Source organism: Streptomyces sp. RLA012, from assembly GCF_056270325.1.
In genome coordinates this window covers 8,381,794-8,407,435 of sequence record NZ_JBWDPA010000002.1, presented here as the reverse complement: position 1 = coordinate 8,407,435, position 25,642 = coordinate 8,381,794, and the positions used below count along the sequence as shown (strand labels likewise).

Below are 25,642 nucleotides of genomic sequence, written 5' to 3'. Positions count from 1 at the left end.
GCGTCAGAGGGTCAGAGCGTTGCCGCGGCGCTGGCTATGGCCGATGCGAACGTCGAGACCTCGGAGTAGACGCCCGGGGCGTTGGCGCGGGCGCAGCCGATGCCCCAGCTGACGATGCCGACCTGGATCCAGGCGTTGGCGCTGTCCCGGCGGAACATCGGGCCGCCGGAGTCGCCCTGACAGGTGTCGACGCCGCCCGCCGCGTAGCCGGCGCAGATCTCGTCGCTCGCGACGAGGCCGCTGTAGCCGCTGTAGGCACGGCAGGTGGCGTCGCTGACGAACGGCACGGTGGCCTTGAGCAGGTAGCGCTGCTGGGCGCCGCCCTCGGAGGCCGAGCCCCAGCCGGCGATGGTGAAGGTGCCGGTGTTGTACGTCGTGGTGGTGGCGATCTTCAGGGTGGACTGCGTGGTGATGGGCGAGGCGAGCTTGATGAGCGCCCAGTCCTTGCCGTTGCCGTTGTAGCCGGGGGCCCGGTAGACGTAGGTCGACTTGACCTGGACACGGCCGGTGGTGGACTGGAGGTCGACAACACCGGCGGTGGCGGTGATGCTGGTGTTGGCGCCGGTGCCGGTCACGCAGTGCGCGGCGGTGAGCACGATCTGCTGGGTGTAGAGCGCGCCGCCACAGCCCATGGAGAGCCGGACCATGAACGGGAACTCACCCTGCGCGGCGCGGGTGCCGCCGACGACGGGCGCGGGCGCGGCCTGCGCGCTGGAGAGGGGCTGGAGCGAGACGGCCGCGAGGAGGACGGCGCCGACGGCGAGCGCTCTCTTGACGCCGGTGAATCTCTTCAGAAACTTCAACGTGCTTCCCTTCGTGGGGGGTTGAACGTGCGGCGGGGAGCCGCACGTCACGCACAGCACTGGGCCGCGGCACCGGTGGCGCCGACCGACCCGGGCTTATGGCATGTTCCTGCCAAGCTGTTGCGGATTATGGAGAGCACCCCGCAACCCCGGCAAGGGCCCCATTCCGGCCACACCCGGTCCACCGCGCCCGCCCGCACCCCGCCGCCCGGCGGGCCCCGGCCTACAGTGGAAGTCAGTTCCGGCGTCTTCAGGGGGTGCGGACGTGGCGAACGGCGGACCCGTCAAGCACGGCTACCCGCATCTGGACAAGGTGCGGGCCTCGATCACCGCGCTCTACAAACGGCTCTCGTACGACACCGTCCACACCTTCGCGACCAGCCTGACCGGCGCCGCCGTGGCCTTCGGCGACACCGACGACCTGCACCTGGGCGCCCAGCGCGTGGCCCGCGAGATGGTGCATCACTACCACCTCCCGGACGCCCGGATGATCGTCGGCTTCCGTGAGATGGAGCTGGCGGCGAACGTCGAACTGACCGCGGGGCCCGAGTACTTCATCGAACTGAACGACCGCTTCCGCACCCACCGCCGGGACATCGGCGCCGCCCTCGCCCACGAGGTCATGCATGTCTACCTGCACCGCCTCGACCTCTCCTTCCCCGGCACGGCCGACAACGAGATCCTCACGGACACCGCGGCGACGTACCTCGGGGCGGGCTGGCTGCTTCTCGACGCCTACCGCGAGGACGAGATGACCTCGCAGAAGTTCGGCTATCTCACCCCGGAGGAGTTCGGCTACGTCCTCGCCAAACGCGCCCTGGTCTTCGGCGAGGACCCCTCCATCTGGTTCACCAGCCCGCAGGCGCACGACGCGTACAAGAGGGGCATGGCCAAGGCTCTCGGCGACCAGCAGCAGCCCCCGCTGACCGCGGCCGGCTGGGCGGGCCGCCGCCGTTACGCGAAGGACCGCCGCCACGCCCAGGACCACCACGCCCCGGCCCCGCACCCCGGGGTCGCCTACGCGTTCACCCCCGACAGCCGGGGCCCCCTGCGCGTCTCCTTCCCCTGCCCGACCTGCCACCAGCGGATCCGGGTGCCGGTACGCGGCCGGGTACGGGCACGCTGCGCGCTGTGCAGGACGGTGCTGGAGTGCGACACGTAAGGCACGCGGTAAGGCACGTAAGGAACGTGAGGGGTGAGACAGAACACCCCAAAAGGCTTTGCCTCGCGCGTCCTTCGCAAGCGAGGGTCGAAGGATGAGCACGAACGACCCCACGGCGCGCCTCTTCACGGCCGTGTACGAGGGTGACGAGGACACGGTGGTACGGCTGCTGCGCTCCGGCGCGAGTCCGGAGTCGGTGGACGAGGACGGCCAGACGGCGCTGTATCTGGCGGCGGTCAGCGACCGGCCCGGCGTCGTACGACTGCTGCTGGCGGCCGGGGCCGCGCCCGACCGGCTCAGCCAGGGCACCGACGCGCCGCTGTGCGGGGCGGCGTGCGGCGGACACACGGAGGTCGTACGGGCCCTGCTGTCGGCCGGGGCCGGTCCGGACACGGTGGAGGAGTTCGGGTTCACGGCGCTGACGTGGGCGGTACGGCTGGGCCGGGTCGCGGTGGTGAGGGAACTGCTCGCGGCCGGTGCGGCCCCCGACCGGCCGGGCCCGACCGGTGAGCCCCCGCTCGTCGAGGCCGCCCGCCGCGGCTCGCCCGGCTGCGTACGCGCCCTGCTGCGCCAGGGGGCGCGGGCGAGGTCGGCGGCCCTCGCGGAGGCACACCGCTGGCTCGCCCTCGACGTGGAGAGCGAACTGCGCGCGGGTCTGGAGCGGTCCTACGGTCCCGGCCACCCGTCCGCCACCCACTGCCACCGGGAGGACGGCGGCGTCACGGTCACCGTCCAACTCCTCGGCCCGGCGGGCGCCCCCGTCGCCGGCGACGACCAGCAGACGGGCCACGCCGCGATAGTCACTCTGCTCGAAGCCGCCCTCGGCATGGCCGCCCCCGCCGTCGAACTGGCCGCCCGCGCCCTGCGCTGCGCCGACCCCGGCAACGACGACTGGACCGAGGCGGCGACGGCACTCGGCCGTCGTACGGACGACGACACGTTCCGGGCGGCGGTCCAGTGGTGCCGCGGCACCGACCCGCTCCGGCAGGCCTTCGGGGCGGATGTACTGGGGCGCTCGCGCACCCCCCGCGGCCTGCCGGTGCTGCGCGCGCTCTCCCGCGAGACCTCGGTCCCCGCGGTCGCCCGCGCCGCGGTCACAGCCCTCGCCCGGTACGGCGACCCGGCCGCCCTCCCCGAGATCCTCCGCCACGCGGGCCACCCCGAGGCCGAGGTCCGCCGAGCCGTCGCCACCGCCCTGCGCGCCCTGCCGCCCGCCGACCACCCCGAGGCGGTCGAACACCTGCGCGCCCTCGCCGAGGACTCCGACGCGGAGGTCCGCGACCGGGCGACTCGCACGTCGGCGGGACCGGGGCGGGGGATCAGGGAGGCCCGAGAGACCCGGGAGACGCGAGAGGCCCGCGAGGCCAGGGCGGCCCGGGAGGCTCGGGACGTTTGAGGTCGCGCACCCGCGACACCCGCCACACCCGCTACCCCGCCCCGTACACCGCCCCCGGGACCTCCGCCCGCGCCAGCAGTTTCAGCGCCGTGTCACCGGCCTCGGACGGAGTCCAGCGGGCTCCTTTGTCCGCGGTCGGCCCCGGTCGCCAGCCCTCCATGACGGTGATGCGGCCGCCCTCGGTCTCGAAGACGCGGCCGCTGACGCCGGCGCTCGCGTCCGCCCCGAGCCAGACGACCAGCGGCGACACGTTCTCGGGTGCCATCGCGTCGAAGGAACCGGCGTCCGGGGCCGCCATCGTGTCCGCGAAGGCGCGTTCGGTCATCCTGGTGCGGGCCGCGGGGGCGATGGCGTTGACCTGGACGCCGTAGCGCCCCAGCTCGGCCGCGGCGACCAGGGTCAGCCCGATGATCCCGGCCTTGGCGGCGCTGTAGTTCCCCTGCCCGACCGAGCCCAACAGCCCCGCCCCGCTGCTGGTGTTGACGACCCGGGCCCGCGGCGGCCGTCCCGCCTTCGCCTGGGCCCGCCAGTGCGCCGCCGCGTGCTTCAGCGGCAGGAAGTGCCCCTTGAGGTGGACGCGCAGCACCGCGTCCCAGTCGTCCTCGTCGAGGTTGACGAGCATCCGGTCGCGCAGGAACCCGGCGTTGTTGACGAGGGTGTCGAGACGGCCGTACGTGTCCACAGCGGTACGTACGAGGGATGCGGCGCCGTCGGTGGTGGCGATGTCGCCGCCGTGGGCCACCGCTTCCCCGCCCGCGGCACGGATCTCGTCCACGACCCGTCCGGCCGGGCCGTCCGGTCCTGGCGTGCCGTCCAGCCCGACCCCGAGGTCGTTCACGACGACCCGTGCCCCCTCGGCGGCGTACCCGAGGGCGTGCGCGCGGCCGAGTCCGCGCCCCGCGCCCGTGACGATCACGACTCGCCCCTCGCACAGCAGCGGTGCACGTGCACTCATCTCAGTCCTCCTTGTTGGCTGTCGCGGCATCGAGGAAGGCCGGTCGCTCCCCGCCCCCGTGGACGAGCAGGGAGGCTCCGCTGATGTACGCGGCGGCGTCCGAGGCGAGGAACACCGCTGCCTCGCCGATGTCCGAGGGCTGGGCGAGCCGGCCGAGCGGCACGGTCCGGGAGACCGCCGCGATGCCGTCCTCGCCCCCGTAGTGCAGATGGGACAACTCGGTGCGGACCATGCCGACGACGAGGGTGTTGACCCGGACCTCGGGGGCCCACTCGACGGCCATCGAACGGGCCAGGTTCTCCAGCCCCGCCTTGGCCGCCCCGTACGCCGCCGAACCGGGCGACGGACGTGTCCCGCTCACGCTGCCGATCATCACGATCGAGCCCCTGGCCCGCCGCAGGTGCGCGTAGGCGGCGAGCGAGGCGGTCAGCGGGGCGACGAGGTTCAGCTCGATCACCCGTGTGTGCCGCTCGGTGTCCGCCTGGACCAGCGGCCGGTACGGGGCGCCGCCCGCGTTGTTGACCAGCACGTCGAGCCGGGGCAGCGCGTCGAAGAAGTCCTGCACGGCGGCCGGGTCACGGAGGTCCACGGGCGCGAACTCCGTGCCCTGCAGCGGCACTTCGGGCGGCCTGCGCGCGCAGACCAGCACCCGCGCGCCCGCCTCGACGAAGGCTCGCGCGATCCCGGCCCCGACCCCGCGGGTGCCACCCGTGACGACGACGGTCCTGCCGCCGAGATCCATGCCGTCCGCGTTGTCCACAGGGCCTCCCGCGTGGGTGCGATCGCTGCTAACTTCGAGAGTGCACCTAACAAACGTTTGGTGGAACGGTCCTGAGGTGGAAAGGTAGCTGATGCGTCCATGGGTGTCTCCACCTCGTCCCCGGAAAAGGGGATTTCCGTCGTCACGGTCGACTTCCCGCCGGTGAACGCGTTGCCGGTGCGGGGCTGGTTCGACCTGGCCGACGCCGTCCGTGCGGCGGGCCGCGACCCGGCGATCCGGTGTGTCGTGCTGACGGCCGAGGGGCGCGGTTTCAACGCGGGCGTGGACATCAAGGAGATGCAGCGCGACACCCAATACATCGGGAACGGCGGGAACGGCGGGAACGCCGGGGATCCCGAGGGCACCGGAGGCATCGGGGGCCGGCGCGCGCTCATAGGGGCGAACCGCGGCTGCTTCGAGGCCTTCGCCGCGGTGTACGAGTGCGAGGTGCCGGTCGTCGCGGCGGTGCAGGGCTTCTGTCTCGGCGGCGGGATAGGGCTGGTCGGGAACGCGGACGTGATCGTGGCGAGCGAGGACGCCACCTTCGGCCTGCCGGAGCTGGACCGCGGCGCCCTCGGCGCGGCCACGCATCTGTCCCGTCTGGTTCCCCAGCACCTGATGCGCGCCCTGTACTACACCTCGCGCACGGCGACGGCCGCCGAGCTGCACGCACACGGCTCGGTGTGGAAGGTCGTACGGCGCGAGGACCTTCGGGACGCCGCCCTGGAGCTGGCCCGTGAGATAGCCGCCAAGGACGGTCTCCTCATCCGGCTCGCGAAGGCCGCGATCAACGGCATCGACCCCGTCGACGTGCGCCGCAGCTACCGCTTCGAGCAGGGCTTCACCTTCGAGGCGAACCTCAGCGGAGTGGCCGACCGCGTCCGCGACACCTTCGGAAAGGAGGGGGCCCAGAAGTGAGCGACAAGACCATGACGTCCGACGAGGTGGTTTCCCGGCTGCGCAGCGGGATGACCCTGGGCATCGGCGGCTGGGGTGCGCGCCGCAAGCCGATGGCCCTGGTCAGAGCGCTGCTCCGGACCGAGATCACCGATCTCACCGTCGTCGCCTACGGCGGCCCGGACGTCGGGCTGCTCGCCGCCGCCGGCCGGATCCGCAAGCTCGTCACCGCGTTCACCACGCTCGACTCGATCCCCCTCGAACCGCACTACCGCGCGGCCCGCGAGAGCGGGGCCTTCGAGCTGATGGAGGTCGACGAGGCGATGTTCATGTGGGGCCTGCACGCCGCCGCGAACCGCCTGCCCTTCCTCCCCGTCCGCGCCGGGCTCGGCTCGGACGTGATGCGGGTCAACCCCGGCCTGCGGACGGTCACTTCGCCGTACGCCGACGCCTCCTCGGGGGTACGGGAGGAGCTCGTCGCGATGCCCGCCCTGCGGCTGGACGCGGCCCTGGTCCACCTGAACCGCGCCGACCGGCTGGGCAACGGCCAGTATCTGGGCCCGGACCCGTACTTCGACGACCTGTTCTGCGAGGCGGCCGACGCCGCGTATGTCTCCTGCGAGCGGATGGTCGACACGGCGGAGCTCACCAAGGAGGCCGCCCCGCAGACCCTGCTGCTCAAGCGGTCGAGCGTGACGGGCGTGGTCGAGACGCCGAACGGCGCGCACTTCACGTCCTGCGCCCCCGACCACGGACGCGACGAGCCCTTCCAGAAGCTGTACGCCACCACGCCGTACGCCGAGTTCGCCGCACGCTTCCTCGCGGGCGACGAGCAGGCCTACCAGTCCGCCGTACGGACCTGGCACAAGGAGCAGCGTTGAGCGCCGCGCCCGCGTCTTCACCCGCGCTCGGACCCACGCCCCCGGTCACCCGGGCCGAGTACTGCGTGATCGCCTGCGCCGAGGCCTGGCGGGACAACGGCGAGGTGCTCGCCAGTCCCATGGGCCCGATCCCGTCCATCGGCGCCCGCCTCGCCAGGCGCACCTTCTCCCCCGACCTGCTCATGACCGACGGCGAGGCGATGCTCGTGGGCGTGGACGGGACCCCGGAGGGCTGGCTGCCGTACCGGCAGCACCTGACCATGGTGACCGGCGGGCGCCGGCACGTGATGATGGGCGCCAGCCAGCTCGACCGCTTCGGCAACCAGAACATCTCCTGCATCGGCGACTGGTCCCGGCCCACCCGTCAGCTCCTGGGTGTGCGCGGCGCACCGGTCAACACCCTGAACAACCCGACCAGTTACTGGGTCCCGAGACACTCCCCGCGTGTCTTCGTCGCGAAGGTCGACATGGTGTGCGGGGTGGGGTACGACCGTGCCGCCGCCGCGGGCCCGAGCGCCACCCGCTTCCATCGCCTCCCGCGGGTGGTGAGCGACCTCGGTGTCTTCGACTTCGCCACGCCCGACCACTCGATGCGTCTCGCCTCCCTGCACCCGGGCGTGACCGTCGAGCGGGTGCGGGCGGCGACGGGCTTCGAGCTGTCCGTGCCCGAGGAGGTGCCCTTCACCCGTGAACCGACGCCGAAGGAGCTGGAATTGATCCGCGAGGTCATCGATCCGGGCGGCACCAGGGACCGCGAGGTACCCGACCCCGCCGCTCGCACGGGTGGGGCCGGCAGCTGATGGAGACCGCGTTCACCCGTCTCGTCGGCATCCGCCACCCCCTCGTGCAGACCGGCATGGGCTGGGTGGCGGGCCCCCGGCTGGTGTCGGCCACCGCGAACGCGGGAGCGCTGGGCATCCTGGCCTCCGCGACGATGACGCCCGACCACCTGAAGGACGCCATACGCGAGGTCAAGTCCCGCACGGACGCGCCGTTCGGGGTGAATCTGCGCGCCGACGCCGGGGACGCGGGCGAGCGGGTGCGGATCATCATCGACGAGGGCGTACGGGTCGCGTCCTTCGCCCTCGCCCCCTCCCGCGAGCTGATCGCCGAGCTGAAGGAGGCGGGCGTGGTCGTCGTCCCGTCCATCGGGGCGCGCCGGCACGCCGAGAAGGTGGCCGCCTGGGGTGCGGACGCGGTGATCGTGCAGGGCGGCGAGGGCGGTGGCCACACCGGAGAGGTGGCGACGACGGTGCTGCTGCCGCAGGTGGTGGACGCGGTGGACATCCCGGTGGTGGCGGCGGGCGGTTTCCACGACGGGCGGGGGCTGGTCGCGGCGCTGGCTTACGGGGCGGCGGGCGTCGCCATGGGCACCCGTTTTCTGCTCACCTCGGACTCGACGGTCCCGGCGGCGGTGAAGGCGAAGTACCTGGCGGCGACGGTCAGGGACATCACGGTCACGACGGCCGTGGACGGCCTCCCGCACCGCATGCTGCGAACGGACTTCGTGGACACCTTGGAGAGGGCGGGCCGTACGAGGGCCCTCATCCAGGCCGTCCGCCGGGCCGCGGGCTTCCGGCGGATCTCCGGGTTGTCCTGGTCGCGGATGGTCCGCGACGGTCTCGCCATGAAGCACGGCAAGGAGCTGACCTGGAGCCAGGTGCTGCTCGCCGCGAACACACCGATGCTCCTCAAGTCGTCGATGGTGGACGGGCGTACGGACTTGGGGGTGATGGCGTCGGGGCAGGTCGCCGGAGTGATCGACGACCTGCCGTCGTGCGCGGAGCTGGTCGAGCGGGTGATGGCCGAGGCCCGGGAAACTCTCGACGCCCTGGCGGTCGTGGGTGCTTCAATGCCCGGGTGACTCAGACCATAAGAGAGCCTTGGGGCCTCAGTGTGTTCGGTGCGGGAAGCGTGCGGGCGGAACCTCAGCTGGTGCGGGTGAAGTTGGCGGTCGATGTGCTGGAGCCGTCGCCCGACAAGGCGTTCCAGGAGGCGGGCTCGGCGGTGTCCCGCCTGCGCGAGACACTGCGCGGTCACGGGATACCGGACGCGTCGGTCTCCGGATCCAAGCTGTCGCTCCACTCCGAGTACGACGGCTACGGAACCGGCCGGAAGTTCCTCGGCTACCGCTGCCAGGCCTCGTACGTCATCGAGATCGAGACGATCGACGACCTGCAGCGGCTCATCGTCGACGCGGTCGACGCGGGCGCGAACCGGGTCGACGACGTCGTCTTCGACGTACGCGACAAGCCCGCGCTGCGCGACGAGGCCCGGCGCCGGGCGGTGGACGCGGCCCGCCGCAAGGCGGAGGTGTACGCGGAGGCGGCGGGCGTCCCGCTGGGCACGGTGCTGCACATCCAGGACGTGGACGCCGAGTCATGGGAAATACGCAGTCACCGGGGACACGGCGGTGGGGGCGGAAGCTCGGAAGGCGACCTGGCACCCGGCATGGTCGAGGTCCACGCGGGCGTACTGCTGGGCTTCTCGCTCGGCCGCTGACGCCCGCGCCCGGCCTCAGAGCCGTTCGATGATCGTCACGTTCGCCTGGCCGCCGCCCTCGCACATGGTCTGGAGGCCGAACCGGCCGCCGGTGCGCTCCAGTTCGTGCAGGAGGGTGGTCATCAGCTTCACGCCGGTGGCGCCGAGGGGGTGGCCGAGGGCGATCGCACCGCCGTTGACGTTGACCTTCTCCGGGTCGGCGCCGGTCTCCTTCAGCCAGGCGAGGACGACCGGGGCGAAGGCCTCGTTGATCTCGACGAGATCGATGTCGTCGAGGGACATGCCGGTCTTCTTCAGGGCGTACGCGGTGGCCGGGATGGGGGCCGACAGCATGCGGATGGGGTCCTCGCCCCGCACGGAGAGGTGGTGGACACGGGCACGCGGGGTCAGCCCGTGCTCCCGTACCGCCCGCTCCGAGGCCAGCAGCATCGCGGCCGCACCGTCGGAGACCTGGGAGGAGCAGGCGGCGGTGATGGTGCCGCCCTCCGCGACCGGCTTCAGGCCCGCCATCTTCTCCAGCGAGGTGTCCCGGCGCGGGCCCTCGTCGACCGTCACCTCGCCGTACACCACGGTCTCGCGCGCGAAGCGGCCCTCGTCGATGGCGCGGATCGCCCGCCGGTGCGAGCGGAGGGCGAACTCCTCCTGGTCACGGCGGCTGATGCCCCACTTGGCGGCGATCATCTCGGCACCGAAGAACTGGTTGACGGGCCGGTCGCCGTAGCGGGCCCGCCAGCCCTCGCTGCCGGCGAAGGGGCCCTCGGTGAGGCCCAGCGGTTCGGCGGCCTGGCGGGAGGCGAAGGCGATGGGTACCTGGCTCATGTTCTGGACGCCGCCCGCGACCACCAGGTCCTGGGTGCCGGACAGGACGCCCTGCGCCGCGAAGTGCACGGCCTGCTGCGAGGACCCGCACTGCCGGTCGACGGTGACGCCCGGTACCTCCTCGGGGAGTCCGGCCGCCAGCCAGCAGGTGCGGGCGATGTCCCCGGCCTGCGGCCCTACCGTGTCCAGGCAGCCGAAGACGACGTCCTCGACGGCCGCCGGGTCCACGCCGGAGCGCTCGACCAGCGCCTTGAGGACATGCGCGCCGAGGTCGGCGGGGTGGACACCGCTCAGACCTCCCCCGCGTCGCCCGACGGGCGTGCGGACCGCTTCGACGATATAGGCCTCGGCCATGTCAACTCCCGTGTCGATAAGGGTTGATAAGGGTTGTTCCCGGCGGTTCCGGCGGTTCCGGCGGTTCCGGCGGTTCCGGCGGTTCCGGCGGTTCCGGCGGTTCCGGCGGTTCCGGCGGTTCCGGCGGTTCCGGCGGTTCCGGCGGTTCCGGCGGTTCCGGCGGTTCCGGTGCTCGTCACTCCCGTACGGAGATCCCGTCCAGCACCATCGACAGGTACTGCCGGGCGATCTCCTCGGGGCTGTGCTGTCCGCCGGGCCGGTACCAGGACGCGGCGACCCACACGGTGTCGCGCACGAACCGGTAGGTGAGCCGGATGTCGAGGTCGGCCCGGAAGACCTCGGCGGCCACGCCGCGCTCCAGCGTGCTCAGCCACGCCTTCTCGAAGTTGCGCTGCGACTCGGCGAGGAACGCGAAACGCTGCTGGGCGGCGAGGTGCTTCGACTCCTTCTGGTAGATCGCGACGGCGGCGCGATGCCGGTCGATCTCCCGGAAGGACTCGGTGACCAGGGCCGCCAGGGTCTCCCGGGGGCCGAGTTCGGCCTCCAGGACGGCGTCGTAACCGTCCCAGAGCTCGTCGAGGAAGGTCCGCAGGATCTCCTCCAGCATCGATTCCTTGGAGTCGAAGTGGTAGTAGAGGCTGCCCGCGAGCATCCCGGCCTGGTCCGCGATCTTGCGTACGGTCGTGGCGTTGTAGCCCTGCTCGGCGAAGACCTCGGCCGCGGTGCCGAGGAGTTCACGGCGCCGCTCGGGGGTGGCGGTCACCTGGGGCTTCTTCTTGGTAGGCACGGTTCCATTGTGGTCCCAGGGGTGCCGACCGCCCGCGCCCTAGGCATGTTGGCTGCTGACGGAGACCACTTCGCCCGTCATGTACGAGGAGTAGCCGGACGCCAGGAAGACGATCACGTTGGCCACCTCCCAGGGCTCCGCGTACCGCCCGTAGGCCTCTCGACCCGCCAGTTCGTCGAGCAGTTCGGGGGTGGTCACCTTGACCAGATGCGGGTGCATGGCGAGGCTCGGTGACACCGCGTTGACACGCACCCCGTACGCGGCGGCCTCGACGGCCGCACACCGGGTGAGCGCCATGACCCCGGCCTTGGCGGCGGCGTAGTGCGCCTGACCGGCCTGGGCGCGCCAGCCGATGACGGAGGCGTTGTTGACGATCACTCCGCCGCCGGTTTCCCTCATCGCGCGCAGCGCCGCCCTCGTACACCGGAACGTGCCGTTCAGTGTCACGTCGAGCACCTTCGACCACTGCTCGTCGGTCATGTCGACGAGAGCCGAAGTGCCGCCGAGGCCCGCGTTGTTGACGACGATGTCCGGACCGCCGTGCAGATCGGCGGCCGTGTCGAAGAGGGCCTGGACCTGTTCCTCGTCGGTGACGTCACAGGGCAGCGAGGCGATCCGCGCGGCGCCGAACTCCTCGGCCAGGGCCGCCGCGCTCTCCTTGAGCCGCCGCGCGTGCGCGTCACTGATCAGTACGCGCGCCCCCTCCTCCAGGAACCTGCGCGCCGTGGCCCCGCCGATGCCCGCGCCCGCGGCCGCCGTGATGACGGCGGTGCGCCCTTTCAGCAGCCCGTGCCCGGTGACATACGCCGGACTCTCGACGTCGTTCATGACTCCACGCTAACCTACCAAACACTTGTTAGGGAAGGTTGCCGCCGAGACCGCCCGAAGGGTGCCGCGATGGACCTCACGCACTCCCCCGCCGACGAGGCCTTCCGCGCCGAGGCCCGGGCCTGGCTGACCGCCCATGTGCCGTCCGTGCCCCTGCCCTCCCTCGAAACCGAGGAGGGCTTCGCGGCGCACCGCGCATGGGAGGCCGAACTCGCCGCGGACCGCTGGTCGGTGGTGTCCTGGCCGGCGGCGTACGGCGGCCGGGACGCGGACATCGTGCGGTGGCTGGTCTTCGAGGAGGAGTACTACGCGGCGGGCGCGCCGGGCCGGGTCGGCCAGAACGGCATCAGCCTGCTGGCGCCCACCCTCTTCGACCACGGCACGCGGGAGCAGTGCGCCCGGCTGCTCCCCTCGATGGCCACCGGAGAGGTCGTCTGGGCGCAGGCGTGGTCCGAGCCGGAGGCGGGGTCCGACCTGGCCTCGCTCACCTCCCGGGCGGTGCGTACGGACGGGGGCTGGCTGCTGAGCGGACAGAAGACGTGGTCGTCGCGGGCCGCCTTCGCCGACCGCGCGTTCGGCCTCTTCCGCAGCGAGCCGGACACGCCGAGGCCCCACCAGGGCCTGACCTATCTGATGTTCGATCTGCGCGCGCCCGGTGTCACCGTCCGCCCCATCGGCCGTCTCGACGGCAGACCGGCCTTCGCCGAACTCTTCCTCGACGAGGTCTTCGTCCCGGACCAGGACGTGATCGGCGAGCCGGGCGGGGGCTGGCGGGTCGCCATGTCGACGGCGGGCAACGAACGCGGTCTGACGCTGCGTTCACCGGGCCGTTTCCTCGCCGCCGCCGACCGGCTGGTGGCCCTCTGGCGCGCCCGCGCGGACCCCTCGGACACGGCGCTGCGCGACCGGGTGGCCGACGCGGTGATCGGTGCCCGCGCCTACCAGCTCTTCACCTACGCGGGCGCCTCCCGCTTCCTCGACGGCGAGAGCATCGGCCCGGAGGCCAGTCTGAACAAGGTCTTCTGGTCCGAGTACGACATCGCGCTGCACGAGACGGCACTCGATCTCCTCGGCGCGGAGGGCGAGCCGGCCGACACGGACTGGTGCGAGGGATACGTCTTCTCGCTGGCCGGACCGATCTACGCCGGCACCAACGAGATCCAGCGCGACATCATCGCCGAGCGCCTGCTCGGTCTCCCGAAGGGCCGCCGCTGATGCGTTTCCTCCTCGACGCCGAGCAGCAGGCCTTCGCCCGCTCGCTGGACGCGCTGCTCACCGCGGCGGACACCCCCGCGGTCGTACGGGCCTGGAGCACGGGCGATCACGCACCCGGTCGCGCCCTGTGGTCCCGCCTCGCGGACATGGGCGTCTTCGCGCTGGCCGTACCGGAGACGTACGAGGGAGTGGGCCCCCTTCCGGTGGACCTCGCCGTCGCCTTCGTGGAACTGGGCCGGCACGGGGTGCCGGGCCCGCTGGTGGAGACGGTCGCCGCCGCCGCGCTGCTCACCGGACTGGGCGGACCGGACGGGTCGGGCCCGGCCAAGCGGCTGCTCCCGCCGCTGGCCGCGGGCGGGACCGTCGTGACGCTGGCCCTGCCGGGCGGGGGGCCGTACGTCCTGGACGGGGACGCGGCGGATGTGGAGCTGACGGTGACGGGAGGCGGCGAGCACGCGGAACTGCACCTGGCGCAGGGGCGGGAGCCCGCACGGCAGCGAGAGCGGGCGGGAAAGCCGGAGCAGGCGCGCGACCAGGTGCGGGCAGAGGCCCGGGAGCAGGCGGGGGCACGGGCGTCGGTTCGCACACCCGCACCACCCGCACTCCCCGCGCCACAGGCACCGAAAGCACCGCAGGCACTGCAGGCACCACAGGCACCGCAGGCGCCAGTTGCGCTACCTGCACCACCGGCACCCTCCGCCCCACCAGATCGTCCGGCCCCCCGTCCAGCCCCCCGTCCCTCCCTCGACCCGGCCCGGCGGCTCACCCTCCCCCACCCCGGCCGTGAACTGCTCGCCATCGGCGCCCCTGTCGACCGTGCCGCCGCCCGGGCTCTCATCTGGGCCCGGCTGGCCACCGCCGCGCAGGCCCTCGGCGTAGGACTCGCCCTGCTCGACCGGACGGTGGCCTACGTGCGCCGGCGCACGCAGTTCGGTGTCCCCGTGGGCTCGTTCCAGGCGGTCAAGCATCGCCTCGCCGATGCGAAGATCGCCCTGGAGTTCGCGCGGCCGCTGCTCTTCGGCGCGGCCCTGACCATGACGTCCGCCGACGTGGCCGCCGCCAAGGTCGCGGCCTGCGAGGCGGCGTACGCCACCGCGCGCTCGGCGCTGCAGCTGCACGGAGCGATCGGCTACACCGCGGAGTACGACCTGTCGCTGTGGCTGACCAAGGCGCGTGCCCTGCGCACCGCGTGGGGCAGCCCGGCCGAGTGCAGGGCGGCCGTGCTCGGGGGGGATGCGCGCCGCTGGTGACTTCCTGGGGGCTCCGCCCCAGACCTCGGGTGTGCACTTTGGGTGCGGGCGGGTGCGGGCGGGTGGGGGCCGTTCGCGCGGTTCCCCGCGCCTCTGAGGCCGGGGCTGCGCCCCGGATCGCCCTGCCCGTCCGGGTTTGTTTGTCTGCGGGCCGGTGGGGGCTGGTCGCGCGGTTCTCCGCGCCTCTGAAAGCCCTGCGCGGCCTCGCGCCTCAGCCTGTCCCGACGGGCGCTCAGGCTCCCGGTGTCAGGGCGACCACGGCGGTATGACCCGTCGCGTGCAGCACGGCTTCCTCACCGGTCAGCAACACGGCGTCGTACCGCCGAAGAAGCGCCCCGGCCACCTCGGCGCTCCCGTCGAGCGCGACGACCAGCACGGCCGGGCCCGCCGGGACGGCGAGGGGGCGCCGGGAGTCGGCGACCGTGACGGTCGGGGCCACCCCGCCGCCCCTGCGCCACATGACGTTGAGGTTCACCACCGGGCCCCCGATCAGCCGGCAGTCGGTCGGCAGGTCACCCGGGAAGCCCTGCGGCACGAACCGTGTGTCGACACGGCGGTGCGCGCCGCCGACGGTCAGCTCCATCCCCTCGCCCTCGACCATGGTGAGGATCCGGTCCACCCCGGCGAACGCCGAGAACGGCCCGTCGGCGTCGACGTCGGCCAGGCTCACCCGCCACACGAAGTCACCCATGTCCGCGCCCTCGGGCCGGGCCGTGATCTCGCGCGTCACCCCGCCGCCGTTCCTCCAGGGCACGGCGATCCGCCCGGCGGCGGGCAGCGCGCGCACGGTCACTGGACGATCCCCCGCGCCCGCGCCGCCGTCAGCCACTGGGGGAAGTCGCCCACGATCCGGTCGTACAGCTCGGCGTCGGAGACCTTCCGAGGGTCCGTACCGGCGTGGAAGAACCCGGCGTTGTCGACGACCCGCTTCTGCGGCACCGGCAGCTCGTCGAGTTTGCGCAGGAATTCGAACTGCCGGCTCTCCGGGTCGCCGAACCCTATGAACTGCCAGAACAGCGGGAGCTTCGCCGCCTTGCACAAGTACCGTTCGGCGGCGAGCTTGTTGATGGGGCCGCCGTCGGTCTGGAAGACGACGAGGGCGGGGTCCTTGGAGCCGCTGTCCAGGTAGTGGTCGATGACGGCGTCCATGGCCAGGTGGTAGCTGGTCTTGCCCATGTGGCCGAGACCCGCCACGATCTTCTCCACCCGCCCCTGGTGGTTGTCGAGCGCGATGTCCGTCACCGCGTCGATGTCCGTGGAGAAGAAGACGACCGGGACGGTGCCGTCGTCGTCGAGATGCGCCGACAGGCCGAGCACCCGGTCCGCCAGCGCCTGCACGCTGCCGTCCCGGTAGTACGGCTTCATCGAGCCGGAGTGGTCGACCACGAGATACACCGCGGCCCGCTGTCCGCTCAGCCCGTGCTTGGTGAGGGAGACACCGGCGCTCTTGTACAGACTGACCAGCGCGGGCGCGGTCTCCTCCACCTTGGTGAGGCTGATTCCGGCCATGCGGGGCTCCCATCGCGCGAGGGTTGCGGAAACGCCGAGATGCCGAGATTACGGCACCGGCAACCCCTGCTGTCCCACCCTCACCCCGACGTTCGCTATTTTGTTCGCCGCCGACCCCACCGGCTCATCGTCCCCCTGATCTACGTACCCGCGAGGAGCCGGCCGTGGAATCCGAGCCCACCGAATCCACCGAATCCACCGAATCCGCCGTCACCACCTGCTATCGCCATCCCAAGGTGGAGTCCCATGTCCGCTGCACCCGGTGCGACCGCTACATCTGCCCCGACTGCATGCGCGAGGCGTCTGTCGGACACCAGTGCGTGGAGTGTGTGAAGGAGGGCGCCCGGTCGATCCGGCAGGCCCGCACCACGTTCGGCGGCCGGATCTCGACCGTGCCCGTGGTGACGTACATACTGATCGCGCTCAACGTGCTGGCCTACGTGGGCGAGGTGGTGCGTCCCGCGATCGTGGACCGGTTCGAGATGCTGGGCGCGGGGCTGGCGGGGCCCGACGGCGGGCACTACGTCTGGCAGACGCAGTACCCCTCCGACTTCCACCCGGAAGGGGTGGTCGACGGGGAGTGGTACCGGCTGCTGACCGGCGCGTTCCTCCACCTGCCCCCCACCGAGGGCACCTTCGGGATTCTGCACATCGTGATGAACATGGTCTCGCTGTGGAACCTGGGCCGGGTGGTGGAGGCCCAGCTCGGCCGGGTCCGCTACCTCGCGCTCTATCTGCTCTCGGCGTTCGGCGGTTCGGTCCTCGTGCTGGTGATCGCGCCGGACACGCCCACGCTCGGCGCGTCGGGCGCCGTCTTCGGGCTGGGCGCCGCGTACTACGTGATGGCCCGCCGTCTCGGTGCCGACATGGCCGCGGTCAACCGTTTCATGGCGGGTCTGCTGCTCTGGCTGCTCATCTCGGCGGGGCTCACCTCCTGGCAGGGCCACCTCGGCGGGCTGCTGGCGGGCGGCGTCGTCACCCTCGCGTACGCGTACGCGCCGCGGGACCGCCGCCGCAACCTGGTCCAAGGGGCCGCGTGCGTGGGGCTGTTGGTGCTGCTGGTCGTGCTGACCGTCGGGAAGGTGTCCGCGCTGACGAGCGGAGCGGCCTGAGCGCTCCCTAGGCTGAGCCCATGAAACGTGCTCGGCTGCTCCTGCTCGCGGTCCTCCCCCTGGTCGCGGCGGCGGTCTACTTCTTCACCCCCGGCCTCTCGGACGCGAGCGGGGCCGCCGGGCGGGCGGCGGGCGCCGGCCTCGCCGCGCCGGACAAGAAGGAGTTGGCCCAGCGACTCGTGGCGAGCGCCGAGAACTCCACGCTCAACTGGCGCAGCGCGTACGCCTACATCGAGGACATCGGCGACGGCCAGGGTTACACCGCGGGCCTCATCGGCTTCTGCACCGGCACCCACGACCTGCTCGTCCTGGTGGAGAAGTACACGAAGGACCATCCGGACAACGGCCTCGCCCGCTATCTCCCCGCCCTGCGCAAGGTCGACGGCACGGACTCCCACGAGGGCCTCGACCCCGGGTTCACCGCGGCCTGGCGCAAGGAGGCCTCGGTGGCCGCCTTCCGCAAGGCCCAGGACGCCGAGCGGGACCGTGTCTACTTCGACCCCGCGGTCCGCCGCGCCAAACTCGACGGCCTCGGCACACTGGGGCAGTTCATCTACTACGACGCCATGGTCATGCACGGGCCCGGCACGAGCGCCAACAGCTTCTACGGGCTGCGCCGACGCGCCATGGCCCAGGCCGACACCCCGGCGGAGGGCGGCTCCGAGAAGTCGTACCTCGACATCTTCCTGGACATCCGCCGCGCCGCCATGAAGTCCACGAACGCCCACCGCGACACGACCCGCGTCGACACCGCCCAGCGGAAGTTCCTCTACGACGGCAACCTGGACCTGCGTACACCACTGGAGTGGAAGGTGTACGGGGAGACGTACAAGGTGCCATAACGGCAGGGCACGGCTTGGGGCACCCCCAGCCCGTCCGGCGTTTGAGGACGAGCCCTTGAGGCGATCACCCGCACAACCGCCGGAGGTACGACGCACCACGGCGCCCACCGTCCGGTCGGGGACAAGGCAGGCGCCGCGTTCAGTTCCGTACGCCGTTGTACGGGACGTCTGTTGGGGTGGAGCGTCGGACCGCTTGTGGCCGTCGGACCCCTTGTGGCCGTCGGACCCCTTGTGGCCGTCGGACCCCTTGTGGCCGTCAGACCATCAGGGAACGGTCCGTGGGGCGGATCGGGGCCGGCAGGTCGCTCGCTCCGGTGAGGAAGCGGTCGACCCCGCGGGCGGCCGAGCGGCCCTCCGCGATGGCCCAGACGATCAACGACTGGCCGCGGCCCGCGTCACCGGCGACGTACACGCCGGGGACGTTGGTCGCGAAATCGGCGTCACGGGCGATGTTGCCGCGCGCGTCGAGCTCCAGGCCGAACTGCGAGACCAGGCCGTTCTCCACGTCGGTCCCGGTGAAGCCCATGGCCAGCGTCACCAGCTGGGCGGGGATCCTGCGCTCCGTGCCCGGCTTCTGGGTCAGCTTGCCGTCGACGAACTCGACCTCGACGAGGTGCAGCCACTGGACGTTGCCGTCCTCGTCGCCCTCGAAGTGGGTGGTGTTGACGGAGTAGACCCGCTCGCCGCCCTCCTCGTGCGCGGAGGTGACCTTGTAGAGCATCGGGAACGTCGGCCAGGGCTGGCCCGGGTTCCGCTCCTCGCCCGGTCGCGGCATGATCTCCAGCTGGGTGACCGAGGCCGCGCCCTGGCGGTGGGCGGTGCCCACGCAGTCCGCGCCCGTGTCGCCGCCGCCGATGACCACGACGTGCCTGCCCTCGGCGGTGATCGGGGGCGCCACGTAGTCGCCCTCCTGCACCTTGTTGGCCAGCGGCAGGTACTCCATGGCCTGGTGGATGCCCTTGAGCTCGCGGCCGGGGGCCGGGAGGTCACGCGCGGTCGTCGCACCGGCGGCGATGACCACGGCGTCGTACCGCTTGCGCAGGTCCGTCGCCTTGAGGTCGCGGCCGATCTCGATGCCCGTACGGAAGCGGGTGCCCTCCGCGCGCATCTGCTCGATACGGCGGTTGATGTGCCGCTTCTCCATCTTGAACTCGGGGATGCCGTAGCGCAGCAGGCCGCCGACGCGGTCGGCGCGCTCGTACACGGCGACCGTGTGGCCCGCCCGGGTGAGCTGCTGGGCGGCGGCCAGACCGGAGGGCCCGGAGCCGATGACCGCGACCGTCTTGCCCGACAGGCGCTCGGGGATCTGCGGGGCGACATCGCCCGTGTCCCACGCCTTGTCGATGATCGAGACCTCGACGTTCTTGATGGTCACGGCGGGCTGGTTGATGCCGAGCACACACGCCGACTCGCACGGGGCCGGGCACAGCCGACCCGTGAACTCCGGGAAGTTGTTCGTGGCGTGCAGACGCTCCGAGGCGGCGGACCAGTCCTCGCGGTAGGCGTAGTCGTTCCACTCGGGGATCAGGTTCCCCAGCGGACAGCCGTTGTGGCAGAACGGGATGCCGCAGTCCATGCAACGGCCGGCCTGCTTGGAGATGATCGGGAGCAGCGAGCCCGGGACGTAGACCTCGTTCCAGTCCTTGACCCGCTCGGCGACCGGACGGGTCCTGGCGACCTCGCGGCCGTGGGTCAGAAAGCCCTTGGGATCAGCCATTGGTCGCCGCCTCCATCATCTTCTCGGTGATCTCGGACTCGGAGAGTCCGGCTCGCTCGGCGGCGTCCTTGGCGGCGAGCACTGCCTTGTACGTGCTGGGGATGATCTTGCTGAAGCGGGCCGCACCTCCATCGGGGCTGTCCCACTCGGCCAGGAGCTTCTCGGCGACGGTCGAGCCGGTGTCCTCCTGGTGGCGGCGCACCACGTCGTGCAGCCACTGCTTGTCGGTGTCGTCGAGCGCCTCGACGGCGCCCAGGTTGCCGACGTTGACGTTGTCGCGGTTCAGGTCGACGACGTACGCGATGCCGCCGGACATACCGGCCGCGAAGTTGCGTCCCGTCTCGCCCAGCACGACCGCGTGACCGCCGGTCATGTACTCGCAGCCGTGGTCGCCCACGCCCTCGGAGACCACCGTCGCGCCGGAGTTGCGGACGCAGAAGCGCTCGCCGGTGCGGCCGCGCAGGAAGAGCTCGCCGCCCGTCGCGCCGTACGCGATGGTGTTGCCCGCGATCGTCGAGTACTCGGCGAGGTGGTCGGCGCCCCGGTCGGGACGGACGATCACCCGGCCGCCGGAGAGGCCCTTGCCGACGTAGTCGTTGGCGTCGCCCTCCAGGCGCAGCGTGACACCGCGCGGCAGGAAGGCGCCGAAGGACTGGCCCGCGGAGCCGGTGAAGGTGATGTCGATGGTGTCGTCGGGCAGCCCCGCGCCACCGAACTTCTTGGTGACCTCGTGGCCGAGCATGGTGCCGACCGTGCGGTTGATGTTGCGGATCGCGACCTGGGCGCGCACCGGCTGGGCGTCGGCCTGCGAGTTCGCGGCGAGCGCGTCGGCGGCGAGCTTGATCAGCTCGTTGTCGAGCGCCTTCTCCAGGCCGTGGTCCTGCGCGATGACCTGGTGGCGCACCGCGCCCTCGGGCAGCTCGGGCACGTGGAAGAGCGGGGACAGGTCCAGGCCCTGCGCCTTCCAGTGGGTGATCGCCCGCTCCACGTCGAGGTTCTCGGCGTGGCCGACGGCCTCCTCGATGGTGCGCAGGCCCAGCTCGGCGAGGATCTCGCGGACCTCTTCGGCGATGAACTTGAAGAAGTTCACGACGTACTCGGCCTTGCCGGCGAAGCGCTCGCGCAGCACCGGGTTCTGGGTGGCGATGCCGACCGGACAGGTGTCGAGGTGGCAGACGCGCATCATGACGCAGCCGGAGACGACGAGCGGCGCGGTCGCGAAACCGAACTCCTCGGCGCCGAGCAGCGCGGCGATGACGACGTCACGGCCGGTCTTCAGCTGGCCGTCGGTCTGTACGACGATGCGGTCGCGCAGGCCGTTGAGCAGCAGCGTCTGCTGGGTCTCGGCGAGGCCGAGCTCCCAGGGGCCGCCCGCGTGCTTCAGCGAGGTCAGCGGGGAGGCGCCCGTACCGCCGTCGTGGCCGGAAATGAGCACCACGTCCGCGTGTGCCTTGGAGACGCCCGCGGCGACCGTGCCGACGCCGACCTCCGAGACCAGCTTCACGTGAATCCGCGCCTGCGGGTTCGCGTTCTTCAGGTCGTGGATCAGCTGGGCCAGGTCCTCGATGGAGTAGATGTCGTGGTGCGGGGGCGGGGAGATGAGGCCCACGCCCGGGGTGCTGTGCCGGGTCTTGGCGACCCAGGGGTAGACCTTGTGGCCGGGCAGCTGGCCGCCCTCGCCGGGCTTGGCGCCCTGCGCCATCTTGATCTGGATGTCGTCGGCGTTGACCAGGTATTCGGAGGTCACCCCGAAGCGGCCGGAGGCGACCTGCTTGATCGACGAACGGCGGGCCGGGTCGTAGAGCCGGTCGGCGTCCTCGCCGCCCTCACCGGTGTTGGACTTGCCGCCCAGCTGGTTCATGGCGATGGCGAGGGTCTCGTGCGCCTCCTTGGAGATGGAGCCGTACGACATGGCGCCGGTGGAGAAGCGCTTGACGATCTCGGAGACGGGCTCGACCTCGTCGATCGGGATCGGCTGCCGGTCGGACGTGAAGGCGAACAGGCCACGGAGCGTCATCAGGCGCTCGGACTGCTCGTTCACCCGGTCGGTGTACTTCTTGAAGATGTCGTAGCTGCCGGAGCGCGTCGAGTGCTGGAGGCGGAAGACCGTCTCCGGGTCGAACAGGTGCGGCTCGCCCTCGCGGCGCCACTGGTACTCGCCGCCGATGTCGAGGGCCCGGTGGGCCGGGGCGATGCCGGAGGCCGGGTAGGCCTTGGCGTGCCGTGCCGCGACCTCCTTGGCGACGACGTCGAGGCCGGCGCCGCCGATCTTCGTGGCCGTGCCGCTGAAGTACTTCTCGACGAAGGCCTGGTCGAGGCCGACGGCCTCGAAGACCTGGGCGCCGCGGTAGGAGGCGACGGTCGAGATGCCCATCTTGGACATGACCTTGAGGACGCCCTTGCCGAGCGCGTAGATCAGGTTGCGGATGGCCTGCTCGGGCTCGATGTCGGTCAGGAAGGTGCCGGCCCGGACCAGGTCCTCGACCGACTCCATCGCCAGGTAGGGGTTGACCGCGGCGGCGCCGAAGCCGATGAGCAGGGCCACGTGGTGGACCTCGCGGACGTCGCCCGCCTCGACCAGCAGGCCCACCTGGGTGCGCTGCTTGGTGCGGATGAGGTGGTGGTGGACGGCCGCGGTGAGCAGCAGCGAGGGGATCGGCGCATGCTCGGCGTCGGAGTGCCGGTCCGAGAGGACGATCAGACGGGCGCCGTTGTCTATGGCGGCGTCGGCCTCAGAGCAGATCTCCTCGATGCGCGCGGCCAGCGAGTCGCCGCCGCCGGAGACCCGGTACAGACCGGACAGCGTCGCGGCCTTCATGCCGGGCATGTCGCCGTCGGCGTTGATGTGGATGAGCTTGGCCAGCTCGTCGTTGTCGATCACCGGGAAGGGCAACGTGACGCTGCGGCAGGACGCGGCGGTCGGCTCCAGCAGGTTGCCCTGCGGGCCCAGCGAGGAGCGCAGCGAGGTGACGAGCTCCTCGCGGATCGCGTCCAGCGGCGGGTTGGTGACCTGCGCGAACAGCTGGGTGAAGTAGTCGAAGAGCAGGCGAGGGCGCGCGGACAGGGCCGCGATCGGGGAGTCCGTGCCCATGGAGCCCAGCGGCTCGCCGCCGCTCTTGGCCATCGGCGCGAGGATGACGCGCAGCTCTTCCTCGGTGTAGCCGAAGGTCTGCTGGCGGCGGGTGACCGAGGCGTGGGTGTGCACGATGTGCTCGCGCTCGGGCAGGTCGGAGAGCTCGATCTCGCCGGCTTCCAGCCAGTCCGCGTACGGCTTGTCGACGGCGAGGGCGGCCTTGATCTCGTCGTCCTCGATGATGCGGTGCTCGGCGGTGTCGACGAGGAACATCTTGCCTGGCTGCAGGCGGCCCTTGCGGACGACCTTCGCGGGGTCGATGTCGAGGACGCCGACCTCGGAGCCGAGGACGACGAGGCCCTCGTCGGTGACCCAGTAGCGGCCGGGGCGCAGACCGTTGCGGTCGAGGACCGCGCCGACCTGGACGCCGTCGGTGAAGGTGACGCAGGCCGGGCCGTCCCAGGGCTCCATCATCGTGGCGTGGAACTGGTAGAAGGCGCGGCGGTCCGCGTCCATGGAGTCGTGGTTCTCCCACGCCTCCGGGATCATCATCAGCACGGAGTGCGGGAGCGAGCGGCCGCCGAGGTGGAGGAGTTCCAGCACCTCGTCGAAGGAGGCGGAGTCGGACGCCTCGGGCGTACAGATCGGGAAGACCCGCTCCAGGCCCTTGCCCCCGCCGTGTCCGTTGTCGCCGGAGCCGAACGCGTCGGAGACGAGCTGGGACTCGCGGGCCTTCATCCAGTTGCGGTTGCCCTTGACCGTGTTGATCTCGCCGTTGTGCGCGACGAAGCGGTACGGGTGGGCGAGCGGCCAGCTCGGGAAGGTGTTGGTGGAGAACCGGGAGTGCACGAGCGCGATCGCGGAGGCGAAGCGGCGGTCGGACAGGTCCGGGAAGAAGGGCTCCAGCTGGCCGGTGGTCAGCATGCCCTTGTACACGATGGTGCGGGCGGAGAGCGAGGGGAAGTAGGCACCGGCCTCGCGCTCGGCGCGCTTGCGCAGCACGAACGCCTTGCGGTCCAGGTCGATGCCGGTCGAGGCGCCGTCCGTGACGAAGATCTGCCGGAAGGCGGGCATCGTGGAGCGGGCGGTGGCGCCGAGGAGTTCGGGGGCGACGGGCACCTGGCGCCAGCCGAGGACGGTCAGGTCCTCGTCGGCGGCGATCGTCTCGATCCGTGAGACGGCGTCCTCGATGCCCTCCTCGGGCAGGAAGGCGATGCCGACCGCGTAGGCGCCGGCCGCGGGCAGCTCGAATTCGGCCACCTCACGGAAGAACGCGTCGGGGACCTGGGACAGGATGCCCGCACCGTCGCCCGAGTCGGGCTCGGCGCCGGTGGCACCCCGGTGCTCCAGGTTGCGCAGCACGGTGAGCGCCTGCTCGACCAGCGCGTAGCTCGCCTCACCGGTGAGGGTGGCCACGAAGCCGACGCCGCAGGCGTCGTGCTCGTTGCGGGGGTCGTACATACCCTGCGCAGCAGGGCGAGCATCCATGAAGGACCACTTCTGGCCATTCGCGGAGTGCTGGGACGGCTGGCGCGGCGTACGCATCGGCTCTCCCGTCGTCGTCGTGGCATATGCGATTGCCGAGGGACGACGTTGGCCCTCTGCTGAAAGGTGCAAAATTTCGTGCAGGTTACATGATGGAATGCTTCTCGGGAACCGGATACTACGTTCCAGCATGCGGACACCGAGGGGTGGCGTGGGGGTACCGCGCACGACGGTGGAGTTAAGGGGACCTAAGCGGACAGATCAATGCCCGTGGGCCCGGAGCTCGGCGGGCAACGTCGCTCACCGTGCTGACGCGGCGCAGGCCTCATTGCCCACGGCGCTTACGGCTCATGCCCAGTGGTTAAGCGATCGAAACCAGCGAGTAACGGCTACTTATGCAGTCCCTTGCATAAGTGCTCGGCCATCATCCTACGGCGGTACCGAACAGACCGCCCAGGACGTAGGTCACACCCGCCGCGGCACCGCCGAGCGCGAGCTGCCGGATTCCGCTGTACCACCAGGATCGAGCCGTCACCCGGGCCACGATCGCGCCGCACGCGAAGAGCCCGATCAGCGCGAGCAGCAGCGCGGGCCACAGGACGGTCGCACCGAGCAGATACGGCAGTACGGGGAGCAGCGCGCCCAGGGCGAAGGAGCCGAAGCTGGACACGGCGGCGACGGCCGGGGAGGGCAGGTCGCCCGGGTCGATGCCGAGCTCCTCGCGGGCATGTATCTCCAGGGCCTGCTCGGGGTCGCGCGAGAGTTGTCCGGCCACTTCGCGGGCGAGCGCGGGTTCCACGCCGCGCGCCTCGTACAGCGCGGCGAGCTCGCGCTCCTCGTCCTTCGGGTGCTTTCTCAACTCCCGGCGTTCGACGTCGAGTTCGGCCTCGACGAGTTCGCGCTGGGAGGCGACGGAGGTGTATTCGCCGGCGGCCATGGAGAAGGCGCCGGCGGCCAGGCCCGCGAGCCCGGTGATGACGATCGTCCGGTGGGAGACGGACCCGCCCGCGACACCCGTCATCAGGGCGAGGTTGGACACGAGCCCGTCCATCGCGCCGAACACGGCCGGGCGCAGCCATCCGCCGTTCACATCCCGGTGGGTGTGGTTGTCGCGGTGCGCCTCGTGCAGTGTCGCCTTGGTGTCGATGATGGACATACCGGTCCCCCAGTGGTGCGGTTGGACTGTTTCTACTTTTTGACAACTCCAAAAGTACGCCGGTAATTTCCCGCTCGCCAGCAAGGAAAGGCTGGGCTAACCTGCGGCTTTACCCTTTCGTGCTCATCCGTGTATGAGC

At 71.5% G+C, this 25,642-nt stretch carries 22 protein-coding genes; 11 read left to right on the top strand and 11 right to left on the bottom strand.

All coding sequences use genetic code 11. The annotated features are described in order from the left end of the window. Positions 1–11: 11 nt before the first annotated feature. Complete coding sequence (locus RV986_RS38570) at positions 12–794, bottom strand: S1 family peptidase (RefSeq protein ID WP_475924585.1); 783 nt, start codon at positions 792–794, stop codon at positions 12–14. 274 nt (positions 795–1,068) lie between these two features. On the opposite strand from RV986_RS38570, the gene RV986_RS38565 reads away from it, so the two are divergent. Together RV986_RS38565 and RV986_RS38560 are read left to right on the top strand one after the other, a co-directional pair. Continuing rightward, positions 1,069–1,965 (top strand): hypothetical protein, encoded by an 897-nt coding sequence (locus RV986_RS38565; protein ID WP_475921817.1) that lies wholly within the window; start codon positions 1,069–1,071, stop codon positions 1,963–1,965. A 94-nt stretch (positions 1,966–2,059) separates the two neighbouring features. Beyond that, on the top strand, positions 2,060–3,361 hold the full coding sequence (locus RV986_RS38560; protein WP_475921816.1) for an ankyrin repeat domain-containing protein: 1,302 nt from the start codon (positions 2,060–2,062) through the stop codon (positions 3,359–3,361). A 31-nt stretch (positions 3,362–3,392) separates the two neighbouring features. On the opposite strand, the gene RV986_RS38555 is transcribed toward RV986_RS38560, so the two are convergent. After that, positions 3,393–4,316 (bottom strand): SDR family oxidoreductase, encoded by a 924-nt coding sequence (locus tag RV986_RS38555; RefSeq protein ID WP_475921815.1) that lies wholly within the window; start codon positions 4,314–4,316, stop codon positions 3,393–3,395. Position 4,317: 1 nt separating this feature from the next. Beyond that, a complete protein-coding gene (locus RV986_RS38550; RefSeq protein WP_475924584.1) occupies positions 4,318–5,058 on the bottom strand; it encodes an SDR family oxidoreductase in 741 nt (246 codons plus the stop codon). 117 nt (positions 5,059–5,175) lie between these two features. On the opposite strand from RV986_RS38550, the gene RV986_RS38545 reads away from it, so the two are divergent. The 5 genes from RV986_RS38545 to RV986_RS38525 are packed head-to-tail and all read left to right on the top strand — an operon-like array spanning position 5,176 to position 9,356. Next, positions 5,176–5,994: an enoyl-CoA hydratase family protein gene (locus RV986_RS38545; protein ID WP_475921814.1), complete on the top strand. Its 819-nt coding sequence runs from the start codon at positions 5,176–5,178 to the stop codon at positions 5,992–5,994. Continuing rightward, positions 5,991–6,854: a CoA transferase subunit A gene (locus tag RV986_RS38540; RefSeq protein WP_475921813.1), complete on the top strand. Its 864-nt coding sequence runs from the start codon at positions 5,991–5,993 to the stop codon at positions 6,852–6,854. The genes RV986_RS38545 and RV986_RS38540 overlap by 4 nt, the downstream gene beginning before the upstream one ends. Next, positions 6,851–7,654, top strand: a complete 804-nt coding sequence (locus RV986_RS38535; RefSeq protein ID WP_475921812.1) for a CoA-transferase subunit beta — start codon at positions 6,851–6,853, stop codon at positions 7,652–7,654. The genes RV986_RS38540 and RV986_RS38535 overlap by 4 nt, the downstream gene beginning before the upstream one ends. After that, on the top strand, positions 7,654–8,718 hold the full coding sequence (locus RV986_RS38530) for an NAD(P)H-dependent flavin oxidoreductase (RefSeq protein ID WP_475921811.1): 1,065 nt from the start codon (positions 7,654–7,656) through the stop codon (positions 8,716–8,718). The genes RV986_RS38535 and RV986_RS38530 overlap by 1 nt, the downstream gene beginning before the upstream one ends. After that, positions 8,715–9,356, top strand: a complete 642-nt coding sequence (locus tag RV986_RS38525; protein ID WP_475921810.1) for an SIMPL domain-containing protein — start codon at positions 8,715–8,717, stop codon at positions 9,354–9,356. Before RV986_RS38530 ends, RV986_RS38525 begins: the two co-directional genes overlap by 4 nt. Positions 9,357–9,371: 15 nt before the next feature. Here the strand turns inward: RV986_RS38525 and RV986_RS38520 are convergent, their stop codons facing one another. From RV986_RS38520 to RV986_RS38510, 3 genes are all read right to left on the bottom strand, one after another. Further along, complete coding sequence (locus tag RV986_RS38520) at positions 9,372–10,529, bottom strand: acetyl-CoA C-acetyltransferase (RefSeq protein WP_475921809.1); 1,158 nt, start codon at positions 10,527–10,529, stop codon at positions 9,372–9,374. 175 nt (positions 10,530–10,704) lie between these two features. Continuing rightward, on the bottom strand, positions 10,705–11,316 hold the full coding sequence (locus RV986_RS38515) for a TetR/AcrR family transcriptional regulator (RefSeq protein WP_475921808.1): 612 nt from the start codon (positions 11,314–11,316) through the stop codon (positions 10,705–10,707). Between the two features lie 39 nt (positions 11,317–11,355). After that, positions 11,356–12,144 (bottom strand): SDR family oxidoreductase, encoded by a 789-nt coding sequence (locus tag RV986_RS38510; protein WP_475921807.1) that lies wholly within the window; start codon positions 12,142–12,144, stop codon positions 11,356–11,358. A gap of 69 nt (positions 12,145–12,213) precedes the next feature. Here RV986_RS38510 and RV986_RS38505 point away from each other — a divergent pair, with 69 nt between their 5' ends. After that, positions 12,214–13,359: an acyl-CoA dehydrogenase family protein gene (locus RV986_RS38505; RefSeq protein WP_475921806.1), complete on the top strand. Its 1,146-nt coding sequence runs from the start codon at positions 12,214–12,216 to the stop codon at positions 13,357–13,359. Continuing rightward, on the top strand, positions 13,359–14,609 hold the full coding sequence (locus RV986_RS38500) for an acyl-CoA dehydrogenase family protein (RefSeq protein WP_475921805.1): 1,251 nt from the start codon (positions 13,359–13,361) through the stop codon (positions 14,607–14,609). Before RV986_RS38505 ends, RV986_RS38500 begins: the two co-directional genes overlap by 1 nt. Positions 14,610–14,841: 232 nt before the next feature. Here the strand turns inward: RV986_RS38500 and RV986_RS38495 are convergent, their stop codons facing one another. Together RV986_RS38495 and RV986_RS38490 are read right to left on the bottom strand one after the other, a co-directional pair. Further along, on the bottom strand, positions 14,842–15,402 hold the full coding sequence (locus tag RV986_RS38495) for a HutD/Ves family protein (RefSeq protein WP_475921804.1): 561 nt from the start codon (positions 15,400–15,402) through the stop codon (positions 14,842–14,844). Beyond that, positions 15,399–16,118 carry a vWA domain-containing protein gene (locus RV986_RS38490; protein ID WP_475921803.1) on the bottom strand — a complete coding sequence of 240 codons (720 nt, stop codon included), beginning with the start codon at positions 16,116–16,118 and terminating at the stop codon, positions 15,399–15,401. Before RV986_RS38490 ends, RV986_RS38495 begins: the two co-directional genes overlap by 4 nt. Positions 16,119–16,282: 164 nt before the next feature. Between RV986_RS38490 and RV986_RS38485 the strand changes: the two genes are divergently transcribed. Both RV986_RS38485 and RV986_RS38480 read left to right on the top strand, forming a co-directional pair. Further along, the gene (locus RV986_RS38485; protein WP_475921802.1) at positions 16,283–17,230 is read left to right on the top strand and encodes a rhomboid family intramembrane serine protease; all 948 of its coding nucleotides are present in this window, start codon (positions 16,283–16,285) and stop codon (positions 17,228–17,230) included. A 20-nt stretch (positions 17,231–17,250) separates the two neighbouring features. After that, positions 17,251–18,072 (top strand): chitosanase, encoded by an 822-nt coding sequence (locus RV986_RS38480; protein ID WP_475921801.1) that lies wholly within the window; start codon positions 17,251–17,253, stop codon positions 18,070–18,072. Between the two features lie 256 nt (positions 18,073–18,328). Here RV986_RS38480 and RV986_RS38475 read toward each other — a convergent pair whose 3' ends face one another. The 3 genes from RV986_RS38475 to RV986_RS38465 all read right to left on the bottom strand — a co-directional run bounded on the left by RV986_RS38475 (position 18,329) and on the right by RV986_RS38465 (position 25,503). After that, entirely contained in the window at positions 18,329–19,789 is a 1,461-nt protein-coding gene (locus RV986_RS38475; RefSeq protein WP_475921800.1) for a glutamate synthase subunit beta, read from the bottom strand. Continuing rightward, positions 19,782–24,407 carry a glutamate synthase large subunit gene (gene gltB, locus RV986_RS38470; protein WP_475921799.1) on the bottom strand — a complete coding sequence of 1,542 codons (4,626 nt, stop codon included), beginning with the start codon at positions 24,405–24,407 and terminating at the stop codon, positions 19,782–19,784. Before gltB ends, RV986_RS38475 begins: the two co-directional genes overlap by 8 nt. Before the next feature lie 364 nt (positions 24,408–24,771). Further along, the gene (locus tag RV986_RS38465; protein WP_475921798.1) at positions 24,772–25,503 is read right to left on the bottom strand and encodes a VIT1/CCC1 transporter family protein; all 732 of its coding nucleotides are present in this window, start codon (positions 25,501–25,503) and stop codon (positions 24,772–24,774) included. Between the last annotated feature and the right edge of the window lie 139 nt (positions 25,504–25,642).

Coding starts and splice junctions, on each gene's coding strand:
- RV986_RS38560 (WP_475921816.1), top strand. CDS start 2,060: ATGAGCACGAACGACCCCACGGCGCGCCTCTTCACGGCCGTGTACGAG.
- RV986_RS38555 (WP_475921815.1), bottom strand. CDS start 4,316: ATGAGTGCACGTGCACCGCTGCTGTGCGAGGGGCGAGTCGTGATCGTC.
- RV986_RS38550 (WP_475924584.1), bottom strand. CDS start 5,058: ATGGATCTCGGCGGCAGGACCGTCGTCGTCACGGGTGGCACCCGCGGG.
- RV986_RS38545 (WP_475921814.1), top strand. CDS start 5,176: ATGGGTGTCTCCACCTCGTCCCCGGAAAAGGGGATTTCCGTCGTCACG.
- RV986_RS38530 (WP_475921811.1), top strand. CDS start 7,654: ATGGAGACCGCGTTCACCCGTCTCGTCGGCATCCGCCACCCCCTCGTG.
- RV986_RS38520 (WP_475921809.1), bottom strand. CDS start 10,529: ATGGCCGAGGCCTATATCGTCGAAGCGGTCCGCACGCCCGTCGGGCGA.
- RV986_RS38510 (WP_475921807.1), bottom strand. CDS start 12,144: ATGAACGACGTCGAGAGTCCGGCGTATGTCACCGGGCACGGGCTGCTG.
- RV986_RS38505 (WP_475921806.1), top strand. CDS start 12,214: ATGGACCTCACGCACTCCCCCGCCGACGAGGCCTTCCGCGCCGAGGCC.
- RV986_RS38500 (WP_475921805.1), top strand. CDS start 13,359: ATGCGTTTCCTCCTCGACGCCGAGCAGCAGGCCTTCGCCCGCTCGCTG.
- RV986_RS38490 (WP_475921803.1), bottom strand. CDS start 16,118: ATGGCCGGAATCAGCCTCACCAAGGTGGAGGAGACCGCGCCCGCGCTG.
- RV986_RS38480 (WP_475921801.1), top strand. CDS start 17,251: ATGAAACGTGCTCGGCTGCTCCTGCTCGCGGTCCTCCCCCTGGTCGCG.
- RV986_RS38475 (WP_475921800.1), bottom strand. CDS start 19,789: ATGGCTGATCCCAAGGGCTTTCTGACCCACGGCCGCGAGGTCGCCAGG.
- gltB (WP_475921799.1), bottom strand. CDS start 24,407: ATGCGTACGCCGCGCCAGCCGTCCCAGCACTCCGCGAATGGCCAGAAG.
- RV986_RS38465 (WP_475921798.1), bottom strand. CDS start 25,503: ATGTCCATCATCGACACCAAGGCGACACTGCACGAGGCGCACCGCGAC.